The sequence below is a fragment of the Phenylobacterium sp. genome (assembly GCF_036263695.1).
GTDB lineage: Bacteria > Pseudomonadota > Alphaproteobacteria > Caulobacterales > Caulobacteraceae > Phenylobacterium.
In genome coordinates this window covers 1-3,748 of record NZ_DATAGM010000416.1, presented here as the reverse complement: position 1 = coordinate 3,748, position 3,748 = coordinate 1, and the positions used below count along the sequence as shown (strand labels likewise).

Genomic DNA, 3,748 nt, shown 5'->3' with positions numbered 1-3,748 from the left:
TGTACCCGGAGCCGATGGGGAAAGGGTACATTCGCACCCCGGGAATCGCCGACGAGGCGCAGGTGCGCGCCTGGCGCAAAGTCACCGACGCCGTGCACGCCGAGGGCGGCCGCATCGCCGCCCAGATCATGCACGCGGGCCGCATCAGCCTGCCGAATTTCCTCCCGGGCCGCGCGACCCCGGTCGCCCCATACGCGGTCCAGCCCTCGGGCTCCGGTTACACCGATGAGGGGATGAAGCCGCATCCTCTGCCGCGCGCCCTGGAGGTTGGGGAAATTGTCGGCATCGTGGAGGGGTTCGCCCGCGCGACCGAGCGAGCCCTCCGCGCCGGCTTTGACGCAGTCGAGCTGCACGGGGGAGGCGGCTACCTTCCGATGCAATTCCTCAGCTCCGGCACCAACCTGCGCACCGATGGCTACGGCGGTGGGCTGGGCGCGCGCAGCCGCTTCATGCTCGAGGTGCTGGAGGCCATGGTTTCCGTCGCCGGGCCCCATCGTGTGGGTCTCAAGCTCACGCCGGAGATGCCCTACAACGAGGCGATCGATGCGACGCCCGCCGAGACGTACAGCTATGTAGTCCGGGCGGCCGACTCCATGGGCTTGGCCTTCCTGGAGGTCGGTTCCTACGGCGAGAGTGTCGACTACCATGACATCCTGCGGCCGCTGTTCTCCGGCGCCTACTTCCGCGGGGTTGGCCTGACGCCGCCGCTCGCGGCCCAAGTCGTCGAGTGGGGAGAGGCCGATGCGGCCATTTTCGGCCAGGCTTTCATCGCCAACCCCGACCTACCGGATCGGATCCAGCAGGGAGCAGCCCTGGCCGACGCGGACCCTGCCACGTTCTACACCCCAGGTCCCCACGGCTACATCGACTACCCCGCGTTGCCGGCGTCCGTGCGGAGGGTCGCGTGATGGCCGCCAAGCGCCTTCTCGTCCTGGGCGGCGGCTTCGCCGGCGTCTGGGCCGCCCTCTCCGCCGTCGAAGAGGCGCGGCACCACGGGGGGCCGCTCGACGTCACACTCGTGAGCGCCACGCCAAATCTGGTGCTCCGCCCTCGCCTCTACCAAGCTGATCCCGCGAGCCTGCAAGCGCCGCTGGCGGACACTGTGGGCCCTGTCGGCGCGTGTCTTCTTGAAGGCTACGTCACCGATCTCGATGTCGCCGCCCAGGAGGTTTCTGTATGCACTCCCCAGGGCGAGGCGCTCAGCTTGCCCTACGACGCCGTGGTGCTGGCTCTCGGCAGTGTCCTGCGCCGCGATCTACCAGGCGCCGAGCACGCCTACGACGTGGACAGCGGCGATGGGGCGGTGTCCCTCGACCGGCGGCTGATGGATGCAATGGCCGGCGCGGCGCCGGGGGACGCAACCTTCGCAATTGTCGGAGCTGGCTTCACCGGGCTGGAACTCGCCACAGAGCTTCGGCCCCGCCTTGCGCAGCAGTTTGGCGAAGCTCGCGCGGCCGCCGCGCGCATCGTGCTGGTCGACGGCAAGGCCAACGCCGAAACCGCACTTGGCGCGGGGCCGGCGCCCGCCATCGGCGCTGCGTTGGACCGCGCCAGAGTGGACCGACGCTTCGGGCGAAGGGTTGTTGAGATTGGCCCCGCAGGCTTGCTGCTGGACGACGGCGAATGGATCGCCTCGCGCACCGTTATCCTCTCGGGCGGGCTGCAGGCGAGCCCGCTGACGGTGCGGCTCGGCGTCCAATTGGACGAACTCGGCCGAGCGCCCGTTGGCGAGGATCTGCGCGTGGTCGGCTGCCGGTCCGTGTTCGCCGCAGGCGATTGCGCTCGCGCCCTGGTGGATCAGGTGCATGTCGCCCCGATGTCCTGCCAGCACGCGATGCCGATGGGTCGGTCTGCGGGTCGGAACGCCGCCCGTGCGCTCCTGGGCCTCGCCCCCGAGCCCTACCGGCAACTCACCTACGTAACCTGCCTGGACCTCGGGGCCGCTGGTGCGGTGTTCACTACCGGCTGGGAGCGTAACCTCCTGCTGACGGGCGCGGCCGCCAAGAAGGTCAAGCGCGCGATCAACGCGGGGATCCGCCCGCCGACGGGCTCCCCGGAAGAGATTCTGGCCGCTGCGCGGGTGCGCGACGACGGCCGCCTTGTCGAACGGCTCATGGCCTACGCCGCGGCCTGAACTCTCCACGAAAGGAAGATCAGATGCTTCGCAATATGCTCCTGGCTGCCCTCGCGGGCAGCCTCTCGGCCTCGCTGGCCTTTGCCCAGGAAGCCCAGCCCCAGGTTGGGGCGAGCCCCTGGGGGCCCAAGGACCAGTTGGGTCCGCTCAATCTAATGACCGACTCCTCACGCTTGGCGGTTCTCAGCCGGATCAGTCACGGCAAAGTCTACGACCTCTCCGTCGAGTACTTCGTCGGTATGCCGAGCTGGCACGGGATCGGCGACCCCAGGTACCAGTACTGGCTCACCCACACGCCCCGCGGAGCCACCATCGACGACCCGATGAAGGTGGGACGTAAGGGCAACGAGCACGTCAGCTACACAGGTGATGCGATCTCGCTCTACACGCACATGGGCACGCACATCGACGCCCTGAACCACTTCGGCCTTAACGGCGCGATCTACAACGGCTTCAAGGCCGACGAGCACCTCGGCGACCAGGGCTGGAAGGTGGCCGGAGCCGAGACGATCCCGCCAATTGTGGCCCGAGGGGTGATGATCGATGTCGCCGCCGCCAAGGGCGTTGCGATGCTGCCCGACAAGTATCGCGTCACGCGCGCGGATCTCGTAGACGCGCTTCGGCGGCAAAAGCTGTCGCTCCGCAAGGGCGACGTGGTCCTCGTGCGCACGGGTCGAATGAAGCTTTACGAGAGCGATCACGCCTACGAGGCCGACGCGCCTGGCCTGACGCTCGAGGCAGCGCGCTTCATGGTGGAAGAAGGCGGCGCCATCTCCGTCGGGGCCGACAACATGAGCTTCGAAGCCTTTCCAAGCGATGTGGAGGGCAACTACGTCCCCGTCCATACCTACCTGTTAGCCCAACAGGGCGTGACTCTGATGGAGCTGGTGAACCTTGAGGCGCTAGCCGCGGATCAGGTCTATGAGTTCGTCTTCATCGGGGCGTCCTTGAAGCTGCGCGGTGCCAGCGCCGCCCCGATGCGCCCGATCGCCATCCCGCTACGGCCGGAACGCTAGGCAATGGCGGTCGTGTGGAACTCGCTCCCTCTCAATGCGATTGCGGAGCCCGATCAAGAAGTAGACGTGCACCACGCCCCCAGAAGAGCAAAGGCAGCCGGCGCCTCACCGTACCTGCGCAAGAAAAAAGGCGGACAGCACCAGCGCAATCAGTCCGACGATCAACGTCGCGTACGATCGGAAGCGCCCAACTCGGCCCGCTGGGTTCCGCTGGAGCTGCTTTCTGGCCGCGATTTTGGCGGGGTCGGGAAGCTCGCCCCTCTGGTCTGGGAGCAGGTCGTCTTGATCAGCCAACGAGAAAATCTCCTCCGCGGGGCGCGCTGTCGGGGCGAGCAAACTTGTTCCTAGCCTGTCTGAACGTGGTTGAGCTCGGCGCTTGAGTGCGGATGGAAAAGCCCCGGCCAGTGCGCATTAGCTGGCCGGGGCTCTGAAGTATCGTGTGGCGGCGGGTGTTGCTGGGGGGCTCGTTCCGCCGCTGGAGGTTAACAGCTCGGCGCGTGGCTAGTTCCCGCCTAGGTCCCTGTCCCAGGTCCGGGGCTCGTCGCTCGGCAACCTACCGGCTTGACTTCATCATCGCTCGCGATGGGCGGCTGCGCGG

3 protein-coding genes are annotated in these 3,748 nt (G+C 67.5%); all 3 read left to right on the top strand.

Going from position 1 to position 3,748, the window contains the following annotated elements:
* On the top strand, nucleotides 1-908 hold a 908-nt coding region (locus VHK87_RS16755), incomplete at its 5' end, for an alkene reductase (RefSeq protein ID WP_329636031.1).
* Nucleotides 908-2,134: an NAD(P)/FAD-dependent oxidoreductase gene (locus VHK87_RS16750; RefSeq protein ID WP_329636030.1), complete on the top strand. Its 1,227-nt coding sequence runs from the start codon at nucleotides 908-910 to the stop codon at nucleotides 2,132-2,134. The genes VHK87_RS16755 and VHK87_RS16750, both read left to right, overlap by 1 nt.
* A gap of 23 nt (nucleotides 2,135-2,157) precedes the next feature.
* A complete protein-coding gene (locus VHK87_RS16745; protein ID WP_329636029.1) occupies nucleotides 2,158-3,150 on the top strand; it encodes a cyclase family protein in 993 nt (330 codons plus the stop codon).
* Nucleotides 3,151-3,748: the final 598 nt, after the last annotated feature.

What these genes read in the sequence shown, in the direction of transcription:
- VHK87_RS16750 (WP_329636030.1), top strand. Translation starts at nt 908, where the DNA reads ATGGCCGCCAAGCGCCTTCTCGTCCTGGGCGGCGGCTTCGCCGGCGTC.
- VHK87_RS16745 (WP_329636029.1), top strand. Translation starts at nt 2,158, where the DNA reads ATGCTTCGCAATATGCTCCTGGCTGCCCTCGCGGGCAGCCTCTCGGCC.